The following is a 22,271-nucleotide window of genomic DNA, read 5'->3' as shown; positions in this document are numbered from 1 at the left end:
GGCTCAGGCTTTTATCCACACCAGGCTGGCCTGACGGCCCGACTGCCTTGCGCAACGGTACGAAAAAAACTGTCCGTTGTTGCTGGCCGTGCAGAGGTCCAGCCCGTAAATGCTGCGCGTCGGCAGCCCGGCACGCTCCAGCTGATGCCGCGTAAGCCCCCACAGATCCATGGTTTTGCTGTCGGCGTCAAACCAGGGCAGGTAGGGCTCGCCCCACTCCCTGTCAAAATTGACAAATTCCGCCCTGCCCGGCCCAAGGCTGGGCCCGCGCACGGCCACAAGGTCGCGCGGCTCAAGGCCGTAGCGCTCGCAAAAGCGGGCCACGCCCGTGACGGGAAAGTCGCAACGGTTGCCGCGCCAGCCCGCGTGCATGGCGGCAATGTATTTGCCGCTTTTATGGGCAACAAGAATCGGCTGGCAGTCGGCGGTCTTGATGAGCAGGCCCAGACCGGGACGCGCCGTGCCCATGCCGTCGCCCTCAGCCGTTACGGCTGTCTCGCAGGCCACCGCCGCCGGTTCAAAGACCATCACATCGCCATGCACCTGCATCAGCTCGGCCCAGGCGGTCATACCCTGCGGGCGCAGGTCTGCCAGCAGGCTGCGACGGTTGGCAATGACATGATCGGGGTTGTCCTGCACGGTAAAGGCAATGTTGCCGCCGCCGTATTCGCCAAGGCTCACGCCGCCGCCACGCGTCTGAAAAGCGCAGCCAACCTGCGGCACACCGGGAAACTCAAAGGGAATATAACTTACAGACACAGCATACGCTCTTCAGTACATATGTAGTTGACCCGCTGGTCCCAGGGGGCCAGGGGCAGGGATTCCACCAACTGAAACTCAAAGCACAACCCCACGCGGGGGCAGTTGAGGCCTTTTTCCAGAAAGCGGTCGTAATAACCGCCCCCGTACCCCAGACGCCCACCCGCAAGGTCAAAGGCGACCCCCGGCAGCAGCGCAATGTCCGGCGCAAAGACCGGCAGCTCCGCATCATGACCCGCATTATGACCCGCACCATGACCCGCATCCTTGCCCATTTCGGGCCCCACGCCGGGCAGGCTGTCCAGGGGTTCAAGCAGGCCCATGGGGCCGGGCCGCAAGTGTTCCGGCCCGCTGCAGGGCGCAAAATCCATCAGACCCGACGCCTCTGGCCGCACGCGCGGCAACCATACGGTTTTTCCCGTCTGCCAGGCGGCCTGCAAGAGAACGTGCGTACCAAGCTCGCCCCGCACGCCCACATACAGGGCCACAGAGCGGGCCCTGGCCCACATGGGCGCTCCCAGCATACGCCTTTGCGCCGCAAGACTGCGGGCTTCGGCGATATCTGGCGGCTGCCCGGCGCGCAGGCGGCGCATGGCGCGGCGCACGTCGTCGCGGGCCTGCGCTGTTTGCGGCGACAATACGTCGGCGCCGGCGGCCATGCCGGGCGCGGAGTGCATACTGCGGGAGGACAAGCGGCTCTTTCCTTGTAGGTCGATGTGTGTCACTGTAAAGGCCTGAGGCACTGTAACAAAGGAAGCAACACCATGCCAAGCGCCGACTCTCAGGACTATCTCTGGATAGCCGTGGGCGACATCCACGACGAACCGGAACGCTTTGCCAAAATACCCGAACTTTCGCAGGCTGACGGCATCATCGTTACCGGCGATCTGACCATCACTGGCGGCATCAAGCAGGCAGAAACCGTTATGGCGGCACTGTGTGCGCACGACATACCCGTGCTGGCCCAGATCGGCAACATGGACAGGCCCGAAGTCGACCAGTGGCTGAGCGAAAAAGGCTGGAACCTGCACACCCAGACCCGAGAACTCACACCCGAAATCGCCATTTTTGGCGTTGGGGCATCCACGTTTACGCCCTTTGGCACGCCCAGCGAATTTCCCGAATCGGCCTTTGCGACCTGGCTTGAAACCTGCTGGCAAAAAGCCCGCAACTACCCGCACAGCGTGCTTGTTTCGCACAATCCCCCCAAGGACACCGCCTGCGATGTCATCCCCGGCGGCATCCATGTGGGTTCCACGGCCGTGCGCGAATTTCTGGAAGAATCCCAGCCCGACATCTGCCTGTGCGGGCATATCCACGAGGCGCGGGCCATGGATCGCGTGGGGCGCACCCTTGTGGTCAACCCTGGCATGCTTGCCCAGGGCGGCTATGTGCTGCTGCGCTCCAACTCCGGCCAGCTCTCCGCCGAGCTGAAAATGCTCGAAGACTAGCTTTTGCAGGCGCATCCGCCAGAATGTCGGCAGAGATTCCGGCGGATGCCGCAAGCCCCCAGGTATCTGGCGCACGCCGTATAACGGTTTTTTTTATTCCCATCCCTGCGGCATTTTTCCTTCTTTTTTACTGATTTTGCCAGCCTCCCCTTGCCTGCTTGCATATTTTCAAAAAAAACGTACTCTCCAAAAAGCGGATTAGCATGCTACCGCCTTCGCGCGCCTTGTTGGCGCTGCGGCGGAGCAAAAACGGCACATTCCCGTAAGTGCATGGCATGCTGGCTGAAATTTTTGCGGAGGCGTATACGCCCCGCAGCAAAAGGATTTTCATGACCATAGACCAAGACACCCCCGTGGCCGCTTCACAGCCAGCCACGGATGCATCGTCGCAGGAAGTTTCCAAGCCCAAGCGCACCCCTTCAACCCGCAGCAGAGCCAAAACAGCCCCTCAAAAGGCCACCGGCAAGGCCGCATCCAAAACTGCCGAATCTGTGCCCGCACAAGGCGCAGCCGACGCTCCGGCCCCTCAGGCCGCCCCGGCTTCCAAAACCGCCGCCAAGTCCACGGCAAGCGCCAAGACTTCACGCAGTGCGGGCAAATCTACAAAAACCGTGTCCGCCGAGAGCAAAAAAACGGCTGACGCTACCGCAAAAATTTCTGCGGACGCACAGGGCGCGGCCCCGGCAGAGTCTGCCGCACAGGCCGCACCGGCTGGCAAAAACAGCGCCAAAGCGACCACAAGCCGCTCTGCCGCACGCGGCAAGACTGCGCGCAAGCCCAAGGTGACCGAAGCCGACGCACCCGCCAGCACACCCGCCCTCTCGGCTGGCGACCCGGCGGCCCCCGTTGGCGAAACCGCCAAGCCCGCAAAAGCAGCGCCCAAAAAGACCGCCGCACGTGGCACCAGGGCACGGCAGGCCAAGTCTGCCGAAGCTCCGGCTGCTGACGCCGCCGCTGTCAGCGCTGCGGCATCGGCCCCTGAGGCGGCCAAACCGGCGCACCAGCCCGCACGACATGCGGCGCAAAAAACCGCAAAGACCGAAACCGCCCCGACCGCAGCCCAAGCTGCGCCCGCCGAGGCTCAGGGAACCGCCATTGCGACCGAAACGGACGCGACAGAGCGCGGCGCGGCCAATCGTATTGCTGACAAGTCTTCACAGGATCAAGCAAAACAACCGCAGGACGCCGCGCCGATGACCGCGCGCGCCGCACAGGGCGCTGGCGACGTCGCCGAAGCCGCTGCTGCGGATGACGCGACCGGGGAAGGTTCTGACGCGTCTGCGGACGATGCCGCTGCCGGGGATTCGCCCCGCCGCAAAAATCGCCGTGGCCGCCGTGGCGGACGCGGGCGCAACCGTAAAAAAGAGCAGCAGGCCCAGGAGGCCGCGCAGGCCGGAATGCTGGCTGATGACGACGCCCTCGACGACGCGCTTGACGACGCCCTCGACGACGAGATCGACGGCATTGATCTGGACGGCGATCTGCCTGAAGCCACGCCGGAATCGCGCCCCCAGCAGCCCTCCAGACAGGCCAGGCAGCCGCAGGGCAAGCCCGAAGCAGCCAAACCGGCCGAAGGCGACAAAAACGCCAATGCGGGCAAGGCCGCCAAAACTTCCGCCGAGGGCCCCAAGGGCAGACGGCGCATGTTTATCAGCGTGCTGCCCGGCGAGCAGGTGGAAGTGGCGCTGGCCGAAGACGGTCAGCTGCTGGAATATTATCTGGACATGCTGCACCAGCGCAAAATCAAGGGCAACATCTACAAGGGCGTCATCCACAATATCGACACCAACCTGCAGGCCGCCTTTGTCAGCTACGGCGCGGGCAAAAACGGATTTTTGCAGATCGACGAGGTGCACCCCGAGTACTGGCTGGCGCACCACGAGCCCTCCAAGGGCAAAAAATTTCCGCCCATCCAAAAGGTGCTCAAGGCGGGTCAGGAAGTGCTTGTTCAGGTGGTTAAAGAACCCACCGGCAGCAAGGGCGCTTTTTTGACGACATGGCTTTCGCTGGCTGGGCGCTTTTTGGTGCTCACGCCGGGGCAGGATCAAATCGGCGTTTCCCGCAAGGTGGACGACGACGACGAGCGCTCCCGCCTGCGTGAAATGATGAACGGCATTGATCCCGGCCAGGGTCTGGGCGTGATCGTGCGCACCGTCAGCGCCGGTACCACCAAGACCACGCTCAAAAACGACCTGCAGTACCTCAAGCGCGTCTGGCGCGATATTCGCAAAAAGGCCACCGAGGTTTCCGCCCCCAACCTCATCTATCAGGAGCCGGGGCTGTCGGAACGCGCGGTGCGCGACTACCTGACCGAAGATATTTCTGAAATCTGGGTGGATAGCGAAGAAGTGGCGCAGAGCGTGCGCGACACGGTGAATCTGCTGTTCCCCCGCCGCCGGGATATTGTGCGCATGCATACCGATATGCGTACGCCCATGTGGGAGCGCTTTAACCTGCGCCGCCAGCTCGATCAGATTTACTCCCGCGAGGTGCTGCTGCCCTCCGGCGGTCGCCTGGTGTTTGACCAGACCGAAGCCCTCATGGCCATCGACATCAACTCCGGCAAAATTTCGGGCAAGGGCAACTTTGAAGCCATGGCGCACAAAACCAATATGGAAGCCGCCGAAGCCATTGCCCGCCACCTCAAGCTGCGCGACATCGGCGGGCAGGTGGTCATCGACTTTATTGAAATGCGCGACAAAAAACATGTGCTGGAAGTGGAAAAAACCCTGCGCACAGCCATGAAAAACGACCGCGCCCGGCATGATGTTGCGCGCATGAGTTCCTTTGGCCTGCTGGAGCTGGTACGCCAGCGCACCGGCTCGTCCGCTCTGGCCATTTCGCTTGAGCCCTGCCCCGCCTGCGGGGGCACCGGCATGCGCCGCAACATCGAGTGGCAGGCCCTGCAGGCCCTGCGCGAACTGCGCCGCATGATGAGCGTCGAGCCCAAGGAAAAATGCGTTTACGCCGCCAGCCCCGAGCTGGCCCTCTATCTGCTGAACCACAAGCGCGACACACTGCGCGAGATAGAGCAGGATTATGGCAAATGTCTGGAAATAATGGTTCGCCCGTAACTACAGGCATACAGGCAGCCGGTGTCGAGGCCCCGGCTGCTTTGTCTGCAGCGCGCACTGCCGCAGACCCCGCCCCCGCCCCCGCAGAGACGCGCCCCACGGCAACGGCTGACAACAGCCTGCTGCTGCACGTTTGCTGCGGCCCCTGCGCCGTCATGCCCATTACACGCCTGCTCGACGAGGGCTTTAGCGTAACCGCGTGGTTCATGAACCCCAACATACAGCCGCTGGCAGAGTATCTGCGCCGCAGAGAGGCGGCCGCCCAATGCGCCGAGCGTCTGGGCGTGCCGATCATCTTTGCGGACGAAACCTGGAACATCACCGCCTGGCTGCGCGCCGTAGCCGGACGCGATGAACCCCCGGCCCGTTGCGCCTACTGCTGCGAAAGCCGCATGGAGGCCGCGTTTGCCTTTGCGCGGCAGAAGGGCTTTGCCTGGGTGAGCAGTAGTCTGCTCTACTCGCGCTATCAGCCGCATGAGGTTATCAAATCGGCAGGCGAAAGGCTGGCCGCGCAACCTGACGCGCCGGGTTTTGCCTACCGCGACTTTCGCACGGACTGGCAGGAAGGCATTGACCGGTCAAAGGCCATGCAACTCTATCGCCAGCCCTACTGCGGCTGCGTCTACAGCGAGGCGGAGCGTTACCACAAGCAGCTCTTGCGCTGCATAAACGGCTGATACAATTTTTTTTGCAGTTTTCGCTTGACGTTTCTCCTGTTTTTCCGTAAACACTTCCTTGCCTCAACGATCCCCGATAGCTCAATTGGCAGAGCGGGTGACTGTTAATCACTAGGTTGGCGGTTCAAGTCCGTCTCGGGGAGCCAAAGAAAACAAGCCCTTGCAGTTAATAGCTGCGAGGGCTTTTTTCGTTGGGCTACCACCGGGCTACCACCGCTCTACAGGCTCTACAACAAAGGCGGGGCATGTCCTCTTGATGGGTAGTTTTTCCAACAGCTTTCTGGTCAGTTCATTTGCCATTCCAACACTACCGTGTGGTAGAAATACACAATCGCCCCCAACTAAATAGCCCCCTCTCCCCACCTTAGACAACAGAATAAAAACTTCCGTGCTGCTTGAGCATCTCTTTCACAATTGCTTCTTTTTCGGAAGCTTTCATATCCCTCAGAGCCTTTGCTTTGATAAATGGGATTTTATTAGTCTCGGCAATACACTTAAATTTATCAAGCTTGCCACTAACAAATCTGTCGTTAGCCGACTCATCTTGGCTACGATGGGGCCATAATTCTTTATGGATTACCTTCCAGCTACTTCCCGTGACTGCCATGCGGTAGGCTCTGATAACCTTGAGAGTATCGTCATCATAATTACTGTTCTTCTCCAACTCCAGGCACCGTTCTTTCATGTACCTTTGTGGGTCTTGCTTTATCTCACTACTTACCATGTCATATTCCATTACTTTTTTGACTTCGCCTGCATCAAACACTAATCTTTCTATATAGCTAAAAAATTTCTTACGCGAAACGTCTTCATCTTCAAGAAAATGATAACGTCTTTTGTAATCATCATACTCAAAAATGAAGAAGTCCATCTCATGCTTTAGCGGCATTGAGAAGGACAAATCTTCTTTTCGAAAATAGTCTGCAGAATATTGCTGCAAATACGCACGCAAAGAATCACACTTATATTTATAGCTACGATCGTAATTTATCCTGGATTCATCAAATTCAATGCAACACAAACTTGTTATAAATATCTTTGTATTAATCTTTATAACTCTTTCGTTATATTCTGATAATATATATTTAATATTACCATAATCATCTTGAATTTTTTTTATGCATATCCTTTCAATACATTTTTTTATCCCACCATTACTGTAATCATTCATTTCAATATATTCAATATCTATATCACATTCTTTCCCAACCGCCTCAAAAAATATCTGATCACTTCCATAAAGCTTGAAAATTCCAGTAGGCTGAAAAGGAGAGCTAACTACCAGCCTATTGTAGTAGGCTATATATTTTTTATTACAATATCCAATCTCAACTTCTCTGATATTTTTCAGGCGCAGTTTAGTATTCATCATTGAGGCCATGAAAACTGCCTCGTTGAACCTTGATACAACATGCTCACTTTTGTCATGCACCTTAGAGTCATTCAGTTTTTTATCTATATATATATCAAAATCTTCATTCGCCTTCTTACTTATTGCAATAATACAAACGCCATCAGATGGTGCAAGAGTAAATATTGTATTGCCTGAAAATTTGAATTTCATGTTGCATTGGCTTGAAGCCAGAATCTGATTCCGATCTTCAAAGCGATAGGCAGTCAGTTTTCCTGCGTGACAAAGCTCAGCCAGCTTCAGTGGTGAAATGCACAATTTCTCACAAACATGTCTTCCTAATTGAAAGTCAGTGACCCCCATTTCATTAACTCCAAGTAAATTGTAAGTCTGCAGTAAGAGCATTTTCAGATAACATGCCGTAATAAAAAGTTAAAAATGCCATTAATTCCTTCCAGCGGAAGCCGAATGTCAGTGATCTACCAATCCCACGATGGTATTCTTCTGACAACTTAATCAGAAGGAGGTGATGGCAATGTTGACAGACATCCAAACTAATCGGCCCCGTTGGCTTACTGAAAAACAGGTCGCGGCACTTACAGGCATAAGCTGTTCTTTACTCCAGAAGCTGCGGTTCAAAGGGACGGGCTTCCCTTATGTAAAGGTCGGTGCACGACTTGTTCGCTATTCCGAGGCTGAAATTACCAAATACATGCAGGAGCACCAGATCCTTACCGACAACTAGGTTGGCTCCAATTAGTGGAGAAGAGAGGATGTCATCGACATTTGACGCCAAACAATTCGATGATGTCAACATCGGAAATGTCTGGAAAAGGTTCACACCGAAATACGCCATACCACATGGCTCCCGGCGAGGACACACGCATTAACCGTCACAGACTCTCTCCAGCCTCTGCTGCTGGAGAGAGCTAAAGGAAGACACACCTATGGCTAATGACCAATTCATGGAGGCCTCCCCGGCCGGGGCTACGACGCCCCCCAAAAAGAATGAGGTGAATTCCATATCTTCAAAAAAGCGCAACCGTCTTTCAGCCGAGGCCCAAAAGGCAAAGCGTGCAGCGGTCGCAGCTGATTACTGGGCAGGGCATCCAAGCCTTGCAATCATGCTGCGGCATCACCTCAGTAAATCTCAGTTTCACGAGATGCTTGCGCACGCATTCATGACAGGAGAGCTCACCCCTATTGTCCCTTTGTACGAACTGACTGTGGCATCTGCGCCAATTAGGTCCGTGCTCTCATTTGCTGACGATTCTGTTGAATACATTCGTGTGGAGCATACCGAGCGCGGCACGCTCTTAACCCCTTACAGAACTGGAGACGAAAATGAACTTGCCCGCTAATGCTGAAAACATGGCTTTCTCCAAAAATGAGGCTATTGATGTGGAAATTCTTTCCCCGGAATTTTCTTCGTCTGGCATCGTTACGACAGTCCGCGAAACTACGGCAAACATGCTTAGTTCAGCTCTAGACAATATTGTAAGTACCTCTCCCCAAAAGCTTGAAAGGATAGAGACGATTACCTTCAAAGCGCGTTATCGCTTTGAGGTAATTCCCGAAGAAATGGAAATGGCCATTACTCTCAAGAAGTAGCTGTTGTTTTAAACTAAAGCGGCCTGATGGGAACGCGGGTTCCCATCAAGGCCAATCACTAAACCCAACGGAGTGTTTCCCATGAGTTTTGACAACCTCGTAGATGCCGCTGAGAGCAATGGTGGGATGGCCAGCCAAGCCATTAACCTGCAGCGCGTCATTGTGAATCGGAAAATAGAAAAATCAGATCATCGGCTCGTTAATAAGCCTATATTCAAGGGTCATCCGGCGGGACCTTCATCTTTGGCGAAATATATTCCGCCGATTGAACTTGATGCTAGCTACAACAGCGATGATCTGCTTCAGAAGTTAGAAAAAGAAAATCGGCTGGTTAAAGCTCTGAAGGAAAGCAGAAAAAATAGTGAAGAAAGGACCCGCAGGCTAAATATCGTTCGGGCGCGGCAAAGTCTTGCCAGGTACAAGATCAGGCCTCTTTTGCAGCCCCAATTTGATTCACGTGTTGTAAGGAATCTGCCCGTTAGTCTCGTGAACATCGCTAAATGTTTAGCAAAAAATACTGGGCTAGATCCTCTAGGTATATGTTTAGCAATCCTTGGGTCCGTTTCGATAGCAACCTGGGGCCGCGTTTCGATAACATTGACTCCAGAGTGGTCGGAACCTGCCGTCGACATGCTGCTTCATGTTTCGAGCTCCGGAACTAGAAAGTCATCACTTGCGTCATTTTTGCGCATGCCTTTTGAGCAATATTGCGCTCAAGTCAATGATGGTGCCGAAATTCGTATGAGGCATCAAAAAAGAAAACTGACTTTGCTGAAGAAGGCCGCAGAGAAACGTGCCCATCAAAAAATTGTAACTGTCTTAAACGGTGAAAAGGAATAATTATGAGCTCGGCTATAGATCAAGATGTTGAACTCATACGTGAAGCAGTCAATGAATCATTAAAATTTGAAAAAAAACTTCTTCAAGACGTTGAAGAAAGCATTCATCCCCCTGTTCAGTTGCTGGTGGATAAGGCAACACAATTTAAAATTGCAGTCACAATGCAAGCTCAGGGTGAGTGTCAGGGAAGTATAACCGCTGAAGGCAGTATGATTAAGAGCAATCTTATCAGTTCGTCGGACGCCGTTAACTTATTCCTTCGAGGGCACACTCAAGAACCCTTTGTTTACGAAAATGCTCGGCAACCGATTTATTTGGCACATCCGGCACTACCCATGGTTAATTTAGTCCAGCCTACGATTGCCAGCACGTTTTATTGCAATGAAAACTTGAACGAAGTCGGTGTAACAGCACGGTTTGTGCCATTTTTTCATGGAGGATCACTGTAATGGGCGTAACCAACTTGACCACTGATGACTACAATCGAAAAATCACTAAGTTGCTGGGATTATTCCATACACAAGATAAAAATGCTCAACGGTTTCAGGTTGGTGTCACACCTGAAGCTCTACAGCTTATCAAGCGATTTGAGGACGACATTCGTTGGGATATCCTTCCAAAAATGCCAGAAGCAGCTCGTCCATGCTTGTTAAAAGCACATGGGCAAGCAGTGCGGTTTGCTTGGGACATTCATGCATGGAGCCATGACGACCCCCATCTACATCTAATTACTGAAGCCGAAATGCAGCTGGGGATTGATCTTGTTCGCGCGTCCTTTCAGCATATTCGGTATGCTTATGACCCCTGTGGACTGACAGCATTTAGTACTGCCCAAAAGATTCTTCAGAGCCTTAAAAATATCGTGGATAGCTGGGAGCAGGATAAAATCCTTGATGATGGCATAGATTCGACAACTATCCAGCAGCGCATTGGTGTTAAATCTAAGGAGGTCAATAACGCCTTGCAGCTTCTTGATGAGCATAATTACCTAGCTGTCTACGATGATGCAACTAATAACCTTAAAATTGCGCTGCACCCTGATTTCTTCGCTTATGCCTAAGCTCAGAAAAAGACAGAAAATCCCGATCTGAGCATCAAAAAAGCGTCTAGGATGACCTTCTAGGCGCTTTTTCTGTCTTCTTTTAAGGCAAAATGGGAGTTTTCTTGTCTCAGCTTGATAAGCCCATCATATTTACAAACTCCCCGCAACTTAGATCTGCTGCATAAGGTTATAATCATTTTTATTTTGAGAATGATATGTAAAGTTAATTCCCTCAAATTCATATTTTGAAAAGCGGGCACTTTACCTAGGGTTATTTTATTTATCTACAGGTTTTTCCTGTGCATAATTTGAAGGTATGATTGTATTACTTATATAAGAATTATCAATAACAAGCATATTAACGTTGTCAGTGCAACAATGTTTGCAACAATAAGGCTTGTAATAAGCATTGTGAATCTACAGAAATGATATATTTTTCAAATTGAACAGAGTGTCACAATTAAATAGAAATCAAATTAATCACACAACTACAAGCGGAGAAGGAAAATGAACAGCATCAATTTTTCACAGATGATTAAAGATTACGATCCAATCATATACAGAGGCACTGTTTCACAAAAACTGTTCTCATTGCTTGAAGAATATACAAATACATTTAGCAAGACCATGATTGTTCGTTTTGATACCACTTATCCACAAAGATTCATTACTGTTGAAGATAACAGCGACATGTCAGCTCTCATGAAGCTGCTTATTCAACAGTGTTCACGCAATGGAGTGTCACCAGCGTATTTTTGGGTAAGAGAGCAATCTCTCAAAAGTGACAATCAACACTATCACTGCATGTTATTGCTCGATGGCAACAAGACTTGCAGGTACTATCCCTACATCAAGTCAGCAGAAGAGATATGGGGCAGGATACTCGATGTGGACCCTAAAGGGCTGATCCACTATTGTGACAGAGACCCTGACGGCAACAGGCAAGCTAATGGCATCATCCTGCGCAGTGATGACCTCAACTACGAAGACAAGATTGAAGCCGTTGTACGGCAAGCCATGTATTTGGCGAAGAACCACACCAAAGGCTTTTACAACGATGGATTCAGAGACTTTGGCATGACCAGAATCAGCAGCATCCCTCTGCTCAGGAAAAAGTTCAGGAACAACTAGCTTTTTCTTTGACCGAGCCCCCAAATATTTTTACCGTTTGGGGGTCTCGCGAATCTTGCAGGCAGCATGATGCAAGAGCAGTCGCGAAGAACCTTAGAAAAATAAAGAGAGGCGAATATGGGTGATCATCAAACTTCTCCATTTTTTACTAAAGATGATGGCAAAAAGGGTGTTATTATAGCAAGTAAAGATTTTTTTGAGCGAGATTGCGTGCTCACAGTTGCGAACAACTATTCTGATAGCTATTGGGTCTCTGTGCAGCCTTCTGGGGAGCGAGATGTGGAAATCACAGTGTCCACAAAAGATGGAAGCTTGATAGCTGTCGAATGTTTGAAAGGCATGATGAACGACCTTATCGATCAACAGGTTCGCTTGGATTTGGTGAAAGAGTTTGGAGAAGTCCGTAAGACCATTGTGAGATATGCATTTTCTTCGGTGGAGAAGAGGGATGTATAGAATTCTTCCTTTTCAATTTAAGCGATTTCAAAAAAATGAAGTCTTAATAGTTAATGAATGTGGTGATTATTATTTTCTTGCTGATTACAGCTTTGACGCGTTTGTCAGACACCAGCTTGATGAAAATTCAGACGTATTTTTGGATCTCAAGTCAAAACTATTTCTGGCCCAAGATGATTTTGAAGTTTCACTTGAAAAGATTGCAGCAAGATATCGTACGCGGAAATTGTTTCTAAGAGAGTTCACGACGCTTCACATGCTCGTCATTACGCTTCGTTGCAATCAGCGTTGCGAATATTGCCAAGTATCTTGCGCTGAGCAAGATGCGCATTCGTATGACATGAGTGAGGATGTAGCAGAAAAGATTGTTGACATGATTTTCTGTGCTCCTACTTCCCACCCAAAGATTGAATTTCAAGGTGGTGAGCCTCTTCTGAACTGGAAAATTATTGAGCACACAGTCAAATATGCGAAAAGTGTGGCCCAGAAAACCAACAAGCAAGTAAGCTTCGTCATTTGCACTAATCTTATTGAGATTTCAAAAGAGCAACTTGAATTTTGCAGAGTGCATGATGTTGCAATATCAACGTCTTTAGACGGGCCGGTTGACATTCACGACAAGTGCCGCAAAGCTAGAATTGGGGATGGCACCTACAGAAAGTTTGTGGATAAACTCAGTTTGGCCCGTGAAATTGTTGGCTTTGATGGTGTAGATGCCCTCATGACTACTACGGCATATTCTGTAAATTGCCTCAAAGATGTTATTGATGAATACGTCCTTCAGGGAATGGGCGGCATATTTATCCGCTCGCTAAATCCATATGGGTTTGCAGCGGAGCAAGCTAATATTCTTGGGTATGACATGCGGAGCTTTGTGGATAACTACCTAGAAGCTCTGAAATATATCATTCAACTCAATAAAAAAATCTTCTTTCCAGAGCATTTTGCAACTCTCCTCTTTTCAAGGATTTTGACGCCATTTTCCACGGGATTTGTTGATCTACAGTCGCCTTCTGGCTGTGGAATAAGCGGTGTGATCTATGATTTTGATGGATCTGTTTTTCCTTCTGATGAGGCCAGAATGCTGGCACGAATGGGTGACCGACATTTTTCCCTTGGCAATGTGTTAGCAGACACATATGAGAAAATTTTTTCCGGAGTGAAGCTGAAACAGTTGACGGCAAAAGCTTGCGTGGAAACCACGCCAAGTTGTGCTTGGTGTGCATATCAAGCCTATTGCGGCACCGACCCTGTGCGCAATTATCTTGAGACTGGCGATGAACTCAGAGCTATGCGCGGCTCCCCTTTCTGTGAAAAACATAGACTGATTTTTGATGGCTTGTTTTCAATTTTGAAAAATGCGACAGATGAAGAAATGGATATTATTTGGAGTTGGATAACTAAGAATCCTGAATTGGTGAAGCGCCATGAGAACTGTTAGCGGAAAAGCCTCACGCATGTTCTCTCCGATAGTTGGAGAATTGTCTTTTACTGGGAAGCCATTTTATGCTCGGTCAGAGGCAATTCTTGTATCTGATGCAATTACTAGTAAGTCGCTTGGTTATTCTGGATGCATAACAACAGGCCCCCAAAGGGCTTTTTTCTACCCAGACAGCATTTATGATGCGGATGATATTTCTTTTCTACACGAAGGTGACATCGTATGCCTCGATAATGATGGGCATGCAACTGTTTTATGGGAAGAAAGCTCGAATCAAAACGCTTTATTCCTAACTGAAGCATGTAATTGCCATTGCATGATGTGCCCGCAACCACCAAAAAAGCATGATAAGCGCTTAATTCAGCAAGCCAATAAAGTTCTTGATCTCATTAAATTGAAGTCTGTTCGGCATATTTGCATCACTGGTGGAGAGCCTACTCTCTTGGGTAATGATTTTTTAGCAGTGCTTAATCGTTGCGTTTCTGAACATCCAAGCGCAATTATTGACATCCTGACAAATGGTAAAACATTTTTTGACATTAATTTTACTCAACGTGTGGCAAGCATAACAAATAAAAATGTCAAATTTTGTGTTTCTCTTCACTCTGATATTGACACAATTCATGATAAAATTGTTGGTAAAAATGGAAGTTATTCAAAGACACAATTAGGAATATATAATCTTGCTAAATGTGGATGTCATCTTGAAATCCGCCATGTCGTCACAAAATTGAATTGGAATCGGCTCCTTGGCTTTTCAGAACATCTTTATAATTATTTCCCGTTTTGCTCTCATTATGCTTTCATGGGCATGGAAGTACATGGCGAGGCAAGCCTCAATTACAGTGAAGTTGGCATTTCTCCTAATGACTATCGCGAAAATCTGAGAAAGGCTGTGCTCTTCATGCATAGAAGAGGCTTGCCTGTTTCGGTGTACAATATTCCCCTATGTCAGTGTGATGAGCGTATTTGGCCCTTTGCCCGTCAGTCAATTTCATCATGGAAAAAATTTTATCCATCCCAGTGTGACCAATGCCGGGAAAAAGCTGCGTGCGCGGGATTTTTTAGCACATCTGCTTTTCTTCCGGCTGAGCTGGTTAAACCAATATAGGAGGGAGAATGAGGAAGGTAATCTATTTGCTTTTCCTGTTTGCCAGTGTCATTGCATCAGGCCTGGGCATTGGGAAAACCGAGGTACAGGCAAGCTCGTTACCCCAGATTGAAGGAACGACAAAAACAACCACGGCGAAAAATGTCGTTTTTTCGGATGTCCTGGATCAAAACAAAGATGGTGGTTTGATAGCAGCTCACTACAGCCATAGCAGCCACAGTAGTCATAGCAGCCACAGAAGCCATTATTCGAGCCGTTATTAACGGGTGTTTAGTTGAGGGGTTGAGAAATAAGCTCAACCCCTTTTTGCCATTAAGAGGGATGAATAATGCGCAAAGGCATCTTGATTTTAGCTCTGCTGGCAATGTTTTTTCCTTCTGTAGGTGCTGCTGGTGGAAATACAACCAATGATAGCTTTGGTCATGCTAAAAAAATGCTCTCACAGGTGTACGCTGACCACAGGGTCACCTTTTATTGCGGTGCCTCGTACGATGAGCGTGGGAATGTAGTTTTGCCAGAAGGATTCACCACCCCCAAACATGAAAAACGAGCTGCCAAAATAGAATGGGAGCATTCGCTTCCAGCTGAAAATTTTGGACAAACATTTGAAGAGTGGCGAACCGGGTCACCAGAATGCATTCATGAGGGAAAGCCATTTAAAGGCCGAAAATGTGCAGAAAAAGTTAATATTGAATACCGCTACATGCAGGCCGACATGTATAATCTTTTTCCGGCAATTGGGGCAGTGAACGCTCTCCGGTCAAATTTTAACTATGCAGTTTTGCCAGGCGAAGCATCAACCTTTGGTGTTTGTGAGATGAAAATTAGCGACCGAAAGGCAGAGCCCCCAGTCCGTTCTCGTGGGCAAATTGCACGCACTTACCTTTACATGCAGGATGCCTATGGACCGCGATATCACATGAGCCATCAACAAGCGCAATTGATGGAAGCCTGGGATCGTCAATACCCTGTCGATAGCTGGGAATGTACGCGAGCGAGACGGATTGAAGCATTGCAGGGCAATGAGAATAAATATGTGAAAGCTGCATGCCAGCAAGTCGGTCTATGGTAAGCCATTTTATGGCACATGAATTCTGAACCGTATGGGTAAATATGGATGCGGTAATTTAATTAGTAGATTATGAAATCCCATGCAGCGCATTGCTGCATGGGATTTCATTTTTATGGTCACATGATATTCTGCATTGACAACTTCAGATGCTGTTGCCAGAAAGCCAATGCAAATTACATGGTATTGATGTTGTCTATTTATCCAGTGTATAGCTGTAATTAAAGTTAACTCCTGCGCCACACCCTTGGCTTATTCCACCGGTTGCATATACAAGTTCGGCCCCAGCGCGTGTAAATAGTAAATAGAAGTTGGGAAAATCATCATGGGTCAGAGTTGTCCAGTCATAAGTGTTGATGATTCCTTTCCCTGTGAACTCACAGGAGTGCCCCTGTCCGTCCTCAGCATTGCCTTCTACAGTGATTGACGCATATCCAGCTTCATTTATGCGAACGGTGAAAGTGGCATTTGGGCTTGAGTACACACCAGCTTTCGGGGGTATGCGTACAATTCGAAGTAAGGAGTTTGTACGGTCCTGCATCGCCCTAATAAAAGCAGCCTTAGGAGGCATGGATGACGCATGAATGCCTGCAGCTTCGTCCCGCCCACTGGAAGTCCACTTCCTCTGTTCCTGCAGGAGCTTCTTGTATTGGTCTTCGCTGACGTTCAGCTTAACCTGCTTCCATGTGGCGTTGAGAAGGGCATCTGCCAAGGCATAGTCTTCATCTGCCAAAAACTCTTCGTGCAGGGCGTCAGTCAGTTTAAGCGTGTGTGCTTCCTTGCCCTGATCGCGTATCTCTGCGGAGAAGGAAGAAGTAGACGACAATATCAAAGCAATCGCCAGGGGTATTGCAAGTAAGGATGCTTTTCTCATTTGTCTCCTCGAAAACATATTCATAGAAAATTTATCTTTTTTTAAAAAAACGGATACCAAGGCGACATCGTACAAGATTCGCAGTTATGAAAAAATGCATTGCAGCATTAGAAAATACATTAGGCAAAAAGTTGATCTTATGCTCCATTAAACTATATCATGTAGAGCAGCGACCAGCCTTGAGGTTCGCAGCTACTCTGCAATTCTTCACCTTCACAGTCTCTCGCCTGTTATCGTAAATGGAATCCGAACCATTTATTCAACAGATCAATGGCAACGGCCGCGCCGCAGATCCAGCCAATAATTTGCGGGCCAAAGGCCCAGAAGGCCTTGGCCTTCAGCAGTCCCCCCATACCACCGTTGGTAACGATGAACATGGGCATAGCAATCTTCCGCAGTAAGTTGCCGATGGCAGCACCAATGGCCGGAATTATGGTATAAAAAGCAAGAATAGCAATGCTTCCCCAGAAACCATAACTTTCCTTGCCAGCAAAGGCGTTGTAGATGACTGCCACCAATGCCAACACACCCGAAATCACCATATATCGGATACAATCTCCAATAAATCCTGCACCATTTACTTCATCACTCATGTCATGTCCTTTCAAATGGAGTTACTTTACTTTTACAAAAACCATTTCTGGGATGCCTGTCACATGCTGGAGGCGAGATGAATCCACGATAATTTTATTGTCCTTTTCGAAGGTAATTTTTGTAGGCGGCTCTCGATTTACGGATATGCTGATAGTATCACCGCTATCTTTTTTTACTTCAAAAGGTAGTCTCAGCGTCCCATGAGTTGCGTTGTCAAAAACAAACAAGATATCCTTTGCGAAAACATCAAACTCGAGACCATGCTGCCCCAGCCTTCCTATCAGCTCTGCCTTCATTTCTTTGGACATTTTGCCAAATTCTTTGCTCAGCTCAACAGTAGCCTTTTTGTCCATTTGCCACTTGCCGTGCAATTTCTCGAGGTTGTTCCCGCTTGATCCACACGCACATAGAAAGAGGGCAACGACCACCATTAAGGTCACTCTTCCCAAAATAGTTACGCCATTTGTCATTTATCCCTCCTGGCTACCTGTGTTTCTGTGGGGTTGATATGCTTAGCTGTAGTGATTTTACTCTTTTAATGAGTAAAATCACTCTTTTTAATACATGTCAATACCACTTGGACCGCATAAACTCTTACTCTGAATTACTGGAGGAGGATGCGGTGAAAGAGCGGCCCAATTCTTTGACACAGATAGTTGGACAGGCAATTTTTCAGCGCCGTAGGGCATTGGGAATGTCTCAGGAAGAGCTTGCAGAGAAAGTCGGAATTGGGCAGCAATCGTTATCACGCATGGAACAGGGGAAAACTGCGCCTCGCTTCGAACGTTTGCAAAACCTGGCAGATGCACTGGACTGCAGAGTTGTTGATCTCTTTGCTGAACCACAAGAGTCGGCTGACTTCTATGCGGCATCGCTGGCAGAGCTTTTTAGTGCTCTTTCTGATGAACAGCGTGTTTTTGTTCACCGGCAAGCCGCTCAACTCATACATTTTTTGCGTGACCGTGAAAAAAATTAAGAATTTCGCGGTGATCCTTCAGAACGTCTGATTGTTGCTGACAACAAGATTATCGCTAGCCTCTATTGTCCCCTAGTCTTAGCCGTGGAGACAGCCTCAGCGAAGCTGTTCAACATGAATCTCCTTGATTAAATTCGTAAAAATCAATATTTTTGAATTGCTATAGAGATTTTCAAAACTCTTTTATACGAACAAGGAGTAAGCCATGAGTGATTCTTGGGTAATCGTTTTGCTTCCACTTCTCGTGTAACAAGGCTCTGAGAAAATAATCTAAACACATTTTAATGGGTACACGAAAGGCGAGGGATCATGCAGATCCCTCGCCTTTTCTTATGCTGCCAATTTAATAAAGCATAAACTTGGCGTGTACACATTTTTTTAATCGTAACTATTCAATCATACTAACTATAATGTGTATTCCCACACCAACCCTTATTAGCCCAGCATGCAGGAGAACACATGCAACAATACTGGCAACGCAATTTTGAGCGTTCTGAAAGACTAATAAACCATGGCCTCGGTACAGAAGCCTTTTTTAGGTCCATCGAACAGGAATTGCCCCCTGTGGTATCACGGGCTGAACTGGCAAAGGCAACTGGTGGGCTCATTTCAGCCAAAACACTCTCAAACGAAGACGCTTTGCACAAAGGTCCCGCGGAGCGCGTACGAGCAGGATCAAAGATTGGCTACACCCGCGCCTCAGCCATGGCGTATATTCGGAAAAAGTTTCAACTATTATGACAAATTTGAGGTGATTATGTACGATTTTACCCCGCACAGGGCCAATCAGCCTGCTTCTGACAAGCAACTTTGCTATGCCTATGACCTCGCGGAGCGGCAGGGACTAGACGCTGAAGCTCTTTGCTCCATAAACTTTCGCAAGGAATATGGCGATATGACAGCAAATGAGGCCAGTCATCTCATTGAATGGCTCAGGTGATGGCGCACACTCATTTGGGCAGGTTCCAAGGTCGGTTCCATCTGTGTATCGGCCTTGTGTCTTCGTGGAAAATCGCTGCCCATGGGGAAGGGGGCACAGCATTGCATTAAAAACGATGTTTTTTTCTTTCAAGGATTATTAGTAGGCCCCATCTCATCTCTCCAATGTCCTGGTACTGTTGCTCTCCTTTCTCATTTGCAGCATACTTTCGTTGTGGCGAGCAGTAGTTCGGGCGTGCAAGGGCGTTCGAGGTGACGTTTATTAAGCACAAGCGGGAAGCTGAGGGGGAATAGCATGAGCGGGATGTCGGCATCACTGACCCAATGGTTTTCAACGCGCCCCCAGTGGCTCCAGATCGCGGCAACTCGGCTACTCCAGCAGCCTGAGCTTACCGACAAAGATGTCTCTGAGTTCGCAACCCTATGCCAGCAGGAAGCCGAAGGTAAGCTGCCCAAAACGACCTGTTCCTTTCCTGCTACCGCGTTCTCCCCGGGCGCAGCAGGCTCCCTGCGTTTGTGCTCAATCAGTGATGTCGAAGGAGTAAACGCCCTTGCTCCGAAAAAGCCACTTGAGTTTGGCAAGGGCAATATCACGATTGTTTATGGCAACAACGGGTCAGGCAAATCCGGTTATGTCAGACTCCTCAAACATGTATGCGGAGCCCGCGAGAGGGGTACCCTCCACCGCAATGTCTATAAGCCCGGCGCTGCCGCACAGAAAGCCTGCATTTCGTTTGAGCAGGACGGCGTACCGAAGAGTCACACGTGGTCAGGACAAGGGATCTGCGATGACCTCAATAGCGTTGACATTTTCGACACCTCGTTTGGCAAGGTCTTTGTCAGCAGCGAAGACGAGGTGAGCTACGAGCCGCCGGTTCTATCGTTCTTCAGCTCGCTCATCCTCGCATGCGAAAAGGTTGCATCGGCCTTGGACACCGAGGCCAACCGGCACCAGTCCAAAAAGCCGAATATCCCGGCTGACAAGAAGGCAACTCCTGAAGGTATCTGGTACGAAGCCATCAGCGCCAAGACCTCCACCCAGGACATTGACAAGCATTGCGCAGTTGGCAGCGCTGACGAGACCGAGATGCAAACGCTGCAGCAGCGTCTTGCCGAACAGGCACCGGCGGAAAAAGCGAAGCAGCTGAGAAAGCAGAAACAGCATATCGACACTCTGGTCCAGGATGCCAAAAAGTATCTGGAGCAATTATCGGACGAGAATTACCGACGGATCATCGTTGCCAAGAAGAAGTGGATCCTTAAAAAGACTGCGGCAGATACGGCGGCGCAAAAGGTGTTCTCCGGCAGCGAGCTGGAAGGCATCGGCTCTGATGTCTGGAAAGAACTTTGGGAAGCGGCCCGGAACTACTCCGTATCGGCTGCCTACAAAGAAACCGAGTACCCGAATGTTTCCGATGGCTCCCGTTGTGTCCTCTGTCACCAGATCTTGACCCAAGAGGCCAAGGAGCGGTTGATCTCCTTCGAAAACTTCGTGAAGGGCGAAATGCAGAAAGCCGCAACGGATGCGGCCAAGGAATACGAGACCGCCAATCAAACTATTGAGGCGCTACCGACATCGGAGACGCTGAAGACACGTATCGATGCGGCTGGCATTCCACAGGATGAAGTCGCCATCCAAGTGACGGATTTCTTTGCTCAATTACAGGCCAGAAAAGACCTGCTCCCTGGGATCGATTCCGAAGACGCCATTCCCGACCCTCTACTCTCACCGAAATGGATCGAAGAAGCCAACGCCCAGTCGAAAAGACTCGGTGAACTCGCGGCAAAATATGACGAAGACGCCAAAAGCGACAATCGTGAGGAGATCAAGAAGAAGCTAAACAGCCTGCAGGCCAGAAAGTGGTTGTCTGAACACCGCACCGCCATTGATGAAGAAGTCACCCGATTGAATCTGCTGAACCAGATTCAGGAAGCCAAGAAGTCGACCAACACCAAAGCCCTATCCCAGAAGAAAGGGGAGCTGGCAGAAGCCTTGATCACGGATGCGTTCGTGCAACGGTTCAACGCGGAGCTCAAGGCTCTGGGCGCATCTCAGGTGAAGGTTGAGCTCGTGAAATCAAAAGTCTCCAAGGGCCGAGTCCTTCATAAGCTCCAGCTTCGGGGGGCCTCTCAGAATGGCCTCGCCGATGTGCTGAGCGAGGGAGAAAATCGGATCGTTTCCATTGCGGCTTTTTTGGCCGACGTCACCGGAAAGAGCAACCAGGCCCCGTTTATCTTTGACGATCCAATATCCTCGCTGGACCAAAGCTATGAGGAGGCCGTGGTTCAAAGACTGATCGAGCTGTCTCAGGACAAGCAGGTCATTGTCTTTACTCACCGCCTTTCCTTGCTGGGAACGGTACGGCATTTTGCCGAGAAAAAGACCATCAAGTCCGATGTGGTGAGCATTCGCTCTGCAGACTGGGGGACCGGAGAGCCCGCTCCCATTCCACTTTCACAGAGCGACATCAAATCCGCCCTGAACACACTCATGAATCAGCGGTATCAGGATGCAAAGAAAACGAGTGAAAACGGCGAGTTTGAACATGCCGAAATCTTGCTGAAGTCGATATGTAGCGACTTCAGGACATTGGTGGAGCGCTCTATTGAAAATGATTTGCTGTGCGGGGTGGTTCAAAGATTCCAACGACCGGTCCATACGTTGAAACTCAAGGATCTGGCCAAATTGAAGGACGCGGATTGCAATCTCCTTGATTCGCTCATGACCAAATACTCAGGGTTTGAACACTCGCAGCCAACAGAATCACCTGTGGAGTTGCCGAAGCCAGACGATCTGTTGGCCGACATGACTTCATTGAAAAACTGGCGTGAGGAATACGCGAAACGCCCCGCCTCAGCGGTGACTGGGTAGCAG

24 protein-coding genes and 1 tRNA gene are annotated in these 22,271 nt (G+C 49.7%); 19 read left to right on the top strand and 6 right to left on the bottom strand.

Features of this window, described 5'->3' with window-relative positions; translation table 11 throughout:
* Positions 1-3: 3 nt before the first annotated feature.
* Positions 4-759 carry a polyphenol oxidase family protein gene (locus DDIC_RS02370; RefSeq protein ID WP_136398968.1) on the bottom strand — a complete coding sequence of 252 codons (756 nt, stop codon included), beginning with the start codon at positions 757-759 and terminating at the stop codon, positions 4-6.
* Positions 750-1,451: a 5-formyltetrahydrofolate cyclo-ligase gene (locus DDIC_RS02365; RefSeq protein ID WP_247647520.1), complete on the bottom strand. Its 702-nt coding sequence runs from the start codon at positions 1,449-1,451 to the stop codon at positions 750-752. The genes DDIC_RS02370 and DDIC_RS02365 overlap by 10 nt, the downstream gene beginning before the upstream one ends.
* Positions 1,452-1,523: 72 nt before the next feature.
* Here DDIC_RS02365 and DDIC_RS02360 point away from each other — a divergent pair, with 72 nt between their 5' ends.
* From DDIC_RS02360 to DDIC_RS02345, 4 genes are all read left to right on the top strand, one after another.
* Complete coding sequence (locus DDIC_RS02360; protein WP_136398967.1) at positions 1,524-2,210, top strand: metallophosphoesterase family protein; 687 nt, start codon at positions 1,524-1,526, stop codon at positions 2,208-2,210.
* A 329-nt stretch (positions 2,211-2,539) separates the two neighbouring features.
* Entirely contained in the window at positions 2,540-5,284 is a 2,745-nt protein-coding gene (locus tag DDIC_RS02355; RefSeq protein ID WP_136398966.1) for an Rne/Rng family ribonuclease, read from the top strand.
* Positions 5,257-5,961, top strand: a complete 705-nt coding sequence (locus DDIC_RS02350) for an epoxyqueuosine reductase QueH (protein WP_136398965.1) — start codon at positions 5,257-5,259, stop codon at positions 5,959-5,961. The genes DDIC_RS02355 and DDIC_RS02350 overlap by 28 nt, the downstream gene beginning before the upstream one ends.
* 70 nt (positions 5,962-6,031) lie before the next feature.
* Positions 6,032-6,107: transfer RNA gene (locus tag DDIC_RS02345), tRNA-Asn, on the top strand.
* Positions 6,108-6,325: 218 nt separating this feature from the next.
* On the opposite strand, the gene DDIC_RS02340 is transcribed toward DDIC_RS02345, so the two are convergent.
* Positions 6,326-7,717, bottom strand: a complete 1,392-nt coding sequence (locus DDIC_RS02340; RefSeq protein ID WP_136398964.1) for a hypothetical protein — start codon at positions 7,715-7,717, stop codon at positions 6,326-6,328.
* A gap of 542 nt (positions 7,718-8,259) precedes the next feature.
* On the opposite strand from DDIC_RS02340, the gene DDIC_RS02335 reads away from it, so the two are divergent.
* The 11 genes from DDIC_RS02335 (at position 8,260) to DDIC_RS02285 (ending at position 16,016) form a co-directional block, all read left to right on the top strand.
* Positions 8,260-8,673, top strand: coding sequence for a hypothetical protein (locus DDIC_RS02335; protein WP_136398963.1), 414 nt, complete (start codon positions 8,260-8,262; stop codon positions 8,671-8,673).
* Positions 8,657-8,923, top strand: coding sequence for a hypothetical protein (locus DDIC_RS02330; protein ID WP_136398962.1), 267 nt, complete (start codon positions 8,657-8,659; stop codon positions 8,921-8,923). The genes DDIC_RS02335 and DDIC_RS02330 overlap by 17 nt, the downstream gene beginning before the upstream one ends.
* 81 nt (positions 8,924-9,004) lie before the next feature.
* Entirely contained in the window at positions 9,005-9,763 is a 759-nt protein-coding gene (locus DDIC_RS02325) for a DUF3987 domain-containing protein (RefSeq protein WP_136398961.1), read from the top strand.
* Between the two features lie 2 nt (positions 9,764-9,765).
* A complete protein-coding gene (locus DDIC_RS14025; protein WP_136398960.1) occupies positions 9,766-10,212 on the top strand; it encodes a DUF3987 domain-containing protein in 447 nt (148 codons plus the stop codon).
* Positions 10,212-10,823: a DUF3987 domain-containing protein gene (locus tag DDIC_RS14020; protein ID WP_136398959.1), complete on the top strand. Its 612-nt coding sequence runs from the start codon at positions 10,212-10,214 to the stop codon at positions 10,821-10,823. Before DDIC_RS14025 ends, DDIC_RS14020 begins: the two co-directional genes overlap by 1 nt.
* A 489-nt stretch (positions 10,824-11,312) precedes the next feature.
* Positions 11,313-11,936 carry a YagK/YfjJ domain-containing protein gene (locus tag DDIC_RS02310; RefSeq protein WP_136398958.1) on the top strand — a complete coding sequence of 208 codons (624 nt, stop codon included), beginning with the start codon at positions 11,313-11,315 and terminating at the stop codon, positions 11,934-11,936.
* Positions 11,937-12,053: 117 nt separating this feature from the next.
* Entirely contained in the window at positions 12,054-12,392 is a 339-nt protein-coding gene (hxsD, locus tag DDIC_RS02305; RefSeq protein WP_136398957.1) for a His-Xaa-Ser system protein HxsD, read from the top strand.
* Positions 12,385-13,833 carry a His-Xaa-Ser system radical SAM maturase HxsB gene (gene hxsB / locus DDIC_RS02300; RefSeq protein ID WP_168732447.1) on the top strand — a complete coding sequence of 483 codons (1,449 nt, stop codon included), beginning with the start codon at positions 12,385-12,387 and terminating at the stop codon, positions 13,831-13,833. Before hxsD ends, hxsB begins: the two co-directional genes overlap by 8 nt.
* Complete coding sequence (gene hxsC, locus DDIC_RS02295; RefSeq protein ID WP_136398955.1) at positions 13,820-14,944, top strand: His-Xaa-Ser system radical SAM maturase HxsC; 1,125 nt, start codon at positions 13,820-13,822, stop codon at positions 14,942-14,944. The genes hxsB and hxsC overlap by 14 nt, the downstream gene beginning before the upstream one ends.
* An 8-nt stretch (positions 14,945-14,952) precedes the next feature.
* Positions 14,953-15,207: a His-Xaa-Ser repeat protein HxsA2 gene (gene hxsA2, locus DDIC_RS02290; RefSeq protein ID WP_136398954.1), complete on the top strand. Its 255-nt coding sequence runs from the start codon at positions 14,953-14,955 to the stop codon at positions 15,205-15,207.
* Positions 15,208-15,272: 65 nt separating this feature from the next.
* Positions 15,273-16,016: an endonuclease gene (locus DDIC_RS02285; protein ID WP_136398953.1), complete on the top strand. Its 744-nt coding sequence runs from the start codon at positions 15,273-15,275 to the stop codon at positions 16,014-16,016.
* Positions 16,017-16,209: 193 nt separating this feature from the next.
* On the opposite strand, the gene DDIC_RS02280 is transcribed toward DDIC_RS02285, so the two are convergent.
* From DDIC_RS02280 to DDIC_RS02270, 3 genes are all read right to left on the bottom strand, one after another.
* Positions 16,210-16,887 carry a lysozyme inhibitor LprI family protein gene (locus tag DDIC_RS02280; RefSeq protein WP_168732446.1) on the bottom strand — a complete coding sequence of 226 codons (678 nt, stop codon included), beginning with the start codon at positions 16,885-16,887 and terminating at the stop codon, positions 16,210-16,212.
* Between the two features lie 230 nt (positions 16,888-17,117).
* Positions 17,118-17,480, bottom strand: coding sequence for a hypothetical protein (locus DDIC_RS02275; protein WP_136398951.1), 363 nt, complete (start codon positions 17,478-17,480; stop codon positions 17,118-17,120).
* Between the two features lie 21 nt (positions 17,481-17,501).
* Positions 17,502-17,951, bottom strand: coding sequence for a hypothetical protein (locus DDIC_RS02270; protein WP_136398950.1), 450 nt, complete (start codon positions 17,949-17,951; stop codon positions 17,502-17,504).
* Between the two features lie 38 nt (positions 17,952-17,989).
* On the opposite strand from DDIC_RS02270, the gene DDIC_RS02265 reads away from it, so the two are divergent.
* The 4 genes from DDIC_RS02265 (at position 17,990) to DDIC_RS02250 (ending at position 22,268) form a co-directional block, all read left to right on the top strand.
* A complete protein-coding gene (locus DDIC_RS02265) occupies positions 17,990-18,457 on the top strand; it encodes a helix-turn-helix domain-containing protein (RefSeq protein ID WP_136398949.1) in 468 nt (155 codons plus the stop codon).
* A 459-nt stretch (positions 18,458-18,916) separates the two neighbouring features.
* On the top strand, positions 18,917-19,198 hold the full coding sequence (locus tag DDIC_RS02260; RefSeq protein WP_136398948.1) for a hypothetical protein: 282 nt from the start codon (positions 18,917-18,919) through the stop codon (positions 19,196-19,198).
* 16 nt (positions 19,199-19,214) lie between these two features.
* Positions 19,215-19,397: a hypothetical protein gene (locus tag DDIC_RS02255; RefSeq protein ID WP_136398947.1), complete on the top strand. Its 183-nt coding sequence runs from the start codon at positions 19,215-19,217 to the stop codon at positions 19,395-19,397.
* Positions 19,398-19,691: 294 nt separating this feature from the next.
* Entirely contained in the window at positions 19,692-22,268 is a 2,577-nt protein-coding gene (locus DDIC_RS02250; protein ID WP_136398946.1) for an AAA family ATPase, read from the top strand.
* Positions 22,269-22,271: the final 3 nt, after the last annotated feature.

Origin of the sequence: Desulfovibrio desulfuricans, assembly GCF_004801255.1 — a bacterium.
Lineage (GTDB): Bacteria > Desulfobacterota > Desulfovibrionia > Desulfovibrionales > Desulfovibrionaceae > Desulfovibrio > Desulfovibrio desulfuricans_C.
Note: the sequence above shows the minus strand (reverse complement) of the source record. Positions and strands in the feature narration are given on the sequence as shown.

Bases quoted from the DNA above. Each gene is read 5' to 3' on its own strand.
- DDIC_RS02360 (WP_136398967.1), top strand. From the start codon at position 1,524: ATGCCAAGCGCCGACTCTCAGGACTATCTCTGGATAGCCGTGGGCGAC.
- DDIC_RS02355 (WP_136398966.1), top strand. From the start codon at position 2,540: ATGACCATAGACCAAGACACCCCCGTGGCCGCTTCACAGCCAGCCACG.
- DDIC_RS02350 (WP_136398965.1), top strand. From the start codon at position 5,257: ATGTCTGGAAATAATGGTTCGCCCGTAACTACAGGCATACAGGCAGCC.
- DDIC_RS02340 (WP_136398964.1), bottom strand. From the start codon at position 7,717: ATGCTCTTACTGCAGACTTACAATTTACTTGGAGTTAATGAAATGGGG.
- DDIC_RS02335 (WP_136398963.1), top strand. From the start codon at position 8,260: ATGGCTAATGACCAATTCATGGAGGCCTCCCCGGCCGGGGCTACGACG.
- DDIC_RS02330 (WP_136398962.1), top strand. From the start codon at position 8,657: ATGAACTTGCCCGCTAATGCTGAAAACATGGCTTTCTCCAAAAATGAG.
- DDIC_RS02325 (WP_136398961.1), top strand. From the start codon at position 9,005: ATGAGTTTTGACAACCTCGTAGATGCCGCTGAGAGCAATGGTGGGATG.
- DDIC_RS14025 (WP_136398960.1), top strand. From the start codon at position 9,766: ATGAGCTCGGCTATAGATCAAGATGTTGAACTCATACGTGAAGCAGTC.
- DDIC_RS14020 (WP_136398959.1), top strand. From the start codon at position 10,212: ATGGGCGTAACCAACTTGACCACTGATGACTACAATCGAAAAATCACT.
- DDIC_RS02310 (WP_136398958.1), top strand. From the start codon at position 11,313: ATGAACAGCATCAATTTTTCACAGATGATTAAAGATTACGATCCAATC.
- hxsD (WP_136398957.1), top strand. From the start codon at position 12,054: ATGGGTGATCATCAAACTTCTCCATTTTTTACTAAAGATGATGGCAAA.
- hxsB (WP_168732447.1), top strand. From the start codon at position 12,385: ATGTATAGAATTCTTCCTTTTCAATTTAAGCGATTTCAAAAAAATGAA.
- hxsC (WP_136398955.1), top strand. From the start codon at position 13,820: ATGAGAACTGTTAGCGGAAAAGCCTCACGCATGTTCTCTCCGATAGTT.
- hxsA2 (WP_136398954.1), top strand. From the start codon at position 14,953: ATGAGGAAGGTAATCTATTTGCTTTTCCTGTTTGCCAGTGTCATTGCA.
- DDIC_RS02285 (WP_136398953.1), top strand. From the start codon at position 15,273: ATGCGCAAAGGCATCTTGATTTTAGCTCTGCTGGCAATGTTTTTTCCT.
- DDIC_RS02280 (WP_168732446.1), bottom strand. From the start codon at position 16,887: ATGAGAAAAGCATCCTTACTTGCAATACCCCTGGCGATTGCTTTGATA.
- DDIC_RS02275 (WP_136398951.1), bottom strand. From the start codon at position 17,480: ATGAGTGATGAAGTAAATGGTGCAGGATTTATTGGAGATTGTATCCGA.
- DDIC_RS02270 (WP_136398950.1), bottom strand. From the start codon at position 17,951: ATGACAAATGGCGTAACTATTTTGGGAAGAGTGACCTTAATGGTGGTC.
- DDIC_RS02265 (WP_136398949.1), top strand. From the start codon at position 17,990: ATGCTTAGCTGTAGTGATTTTACTCTTTTAATGAGTAAAATCACTCTT.
- DDIC_RS02260 (WP_136398948.1), top strand. From the start codon at position 18,917: ATGCAACAATACTGGCAACGCAATTTTGAGCGTTCTGAAAGACTAATA.
- DDIC_RS02255 (WP_136398947.1), top strand. From the start codon at position 19,215: ATGTACGATTTTACCCCGCACAGGGCCAATCAGCCTGCTTCTGACAAG.
- DDIC_RS02250 (WP_136398946.1), top strand. From the start codon at position 19,692: ATGAGCGGGATGTCGGCATCACTGACCCAATGGTTTTCAACGCGCCCC.